1 rRNA gene is annotated in these 2,932 nt (G+C 52.5%); it reads right to left on the bottom strand.

The features are described from left to right. Nucleotides 1-2: 2 nt before the first annotated feature. Nucleotides 3-2,930: ribosomal RNA gene (locus tag FC748_RS20575) — 23S ribosomal RNA — on the bottom strand. Nucleotides 2,931-2,932 lie beyond the last annotated feature (2 nt).

Genomic DNA, 2,932 nt, shown 5'->3' with positions numbered 1-2,932 from the left:
TTTTGGTTAAGTCCTCGATCGATTAGTATTCGTCAGCTCCATGTGTCACCACACTTCCACCTCGAACCTATCTACCTCATCGTCTTTGAGGGATCTTACTTACTTGCGTAATGGGAAATCTCATCTTGAGGGGGGCTTCATGCTTAGATGCTTTCAGCACTTATCCCGTCCACACATAGCTACCCAGCGATGCCTTTGGCAAGACAACTGGTACACCAGCGGTGTGTCCATCCCGGTCCTCTCGTACTAAGGACAGCTCCTCTCAAATTTCCTACGCCCACGACGGATAGGGACCGAACTGTCTCACGACGTTCTGAACCCAGCTCGCGTACCGCTTTAATGGGCGAACAGCCCAACCCTTGGGACCGACTACAGCCCCAGGATGCGATGAGCCGACATCGAGGTGCCAAACCTCCCCGTCGATGTGGACTCTTGGGGGAGATAAGCCTGTTATCCCCGGGGTAGCTTTTATCCGTTGAGCGATGGCCCTTCCATGCGGAACCACCGGATCACTAAGCCCGTCTTTCGACCCTGCTCGACTTGTAGGTCTCGCAGTCAAGCTCCCTTGTGCCTTTACACTCTACGAATGATTTCCAACCATTCTGAGGGAACCTTTGGGCGCCTCCGTTACCTTTTAGGAGGCGACCGCCCCAGTCAAACTGTCCGCCTGACACTGTCTCCTGCCCCGCTAAGGGGCATGGGTTAGAATTTCAATACAACCAGGGTAGTATCCCACCGACGCCTCCTTCGAAGCTGGCGCTCCGAGATCTCTGGCTCCTACCTATCCTGTACAAGTTGTACCAAAATTCAATATCAGGCTACAGTAAAGCTCCACGGGGTCTTTCCGTCCTGTCGCGGGTAACCTGCATCTTCACAGGTACTATAATTTCACCGAGTCTCTCGTTGAGACAGTGCCCAGATCGTTACGCCTTTCGTGCGGGTCGGAACTTACCCGACAAGGAATTTCGCTACCTTAGGACCGTTATAGTTACGGCCGCCGTTTACTGGGGCTTCAATTCGCAGCTTCGCTTGCGCTAACCACTCCTCTTAACCTTCCAGCACCGGGCAGGCGTCAGCCCCTATACGTCACCTTACGGTTTTGCAGAGACCTGTGTTTTTGCTAAACAGTCGCCTGGGCCTATTCACTGCGGCTCTCATGCGCTTGCACGCTCAAGAGCACCCCTTCTCCCGAAGTTACGGGGTCATTTTGCCGAGTTCCTTAACGAGAGTTCTCTCGCACACCTTAGGATTCTCTCCTCGACTACCTGTGTCGGTTTGCGGTACGGGCACCTCTCACCTCGATAGAGGCTTTTCTTGGCAGTGTGAAATCAGGAACTTCGTCCATACGGACTCGCCATCACAGCTCAACGTTACAGTGTGCGGATTTGCCTACACACACGCCTTACTGCTTGGACGCGCACAACCAACGGCGCGCTTACCCTATCCTACTGCGTCCCCCCATTTCTCAAACGGTGAGGAGGTGGTACAGGAATATCAACCTGTTGTCCATCGCCTACGCCTATCGGCCTCGGCTTAGGTCCCGACTAACCCTGAGCGGACGAGCCTTCCTCAGGAAACCTTAGTCATACGGTGGACGGGATTCTCACCCGTCTTTCGCTACTCATACCGGCATTCTCACTTCTAAGCGCTCCACCAGTCCTTCCGGTCTGACTTCAACGCACTTAGAACGCTCTCCTACCACTGACATCGTAGATGTCAATCCACAGCTTCGGTGAATCGTTTAGCCCCGATACATTTTCGGCGCAGCGTCACTCGACCAGTGAGCTATTACGCACTCTTTAAATGATGGCTGCTTCTAAGCCAACATCCTGGTTGTCTGTGCAACGCCACATCCTTTTCCACTTAACGATTACTTTGGGACCTTAGCTGGTGGTCTGGGCTGTTTCCCTTTTGACTACGGATCTTATCACTCGCAGTCTGACTCCCGTGTATAAATATCTGGCATTCGGAGTTTGTCTGAATTCGGTAAACCGGGATGGCCCCCTAGTCCAAACAGTGCTCTACCTCCAGTATTCTCATCACGAGGCTAGCCCTAAAGCTATTTCGGAGAGAACCAGCTATCTCCAAGTTCGATTGGAATTTCTCCGCTACCCACACCTCATCCCCGCACTTTTCAACGTGCGTGGGTTCGGGCCTCCAGTAAGTGTTACCTCACCTTCACCCTGGACATGGGTAGATCACCTGGTTTCGGGTCTACGACCACGTACTAATTCGCCCTATTCAGACTCGCTTTCGCTGCGGCTCCGCCTTCTAAAGCTTAACCTCGCACGTAATCGTAACTCGCCGGTTCATTCTACAAAAGGCACGCTATCACCCATTAACGGGCTCTAACTACTTGTAGGCACACGGTTTCAGGATCTCTTTCACTCCCCTTCCGGGGTGCTTTTCACCTTTCCCTCACGGTACTGGTTCACTATCGGTCACTAGGTAGTATTTAGCCTTGGGAGATGGTCCTCCCGGATTCCGACGGAATTTCACGTGTTCCGCCGTACTCAGGATCCACTCTGGAGGGAACGAACTTTCGACTACAGGGCTTTTACCTGCTCTGGCGGACCTTTCCAAGTCGCTTCATCTAACTCATTCCTTTGTAACTCCGTATAGAGTGTCCTACAACCCCAAGAGGCAAGCCTCTTGGTTTGGGCTCTTCCCGTTTCGCTCGCCGCTACTCAGGGAATCGATTTTTCTTTCTCTTCCTCCAGGTACTTAGATGTTTCAGTTCCCTGGGTCTGCCTTCAAGACGCTATGTATTCACGTCAAGATACTACGCGATTAAACGTAGTGGGTTCCCCCATTCGGAAATCTCCGGATCAAAGCTCACTTACAGCTCCCCGAAGCATATCGGTGTTAGTGCCGTCCTTCTTCGGCTCCTAGTGCCAAGGCATTCGCCGTGCGCCCTTAATAACTTAACCTA

Origin of the sequence: Lysinibacillus sphaericus (assembly GCF_005217585.1) — a bacterium.
GTDB classification, from domain to species: domain Bacteria; phylum Bacillota; class Bacilli; order Bacillales_A; family Planococcaceae; genus Lysinibacillus; species Lysinibacillus sphaericus.
Note: the sequence above shows the minus strand (reverse complement) of the source record. Positions and strands in the feature narration are given on the sequence as shown.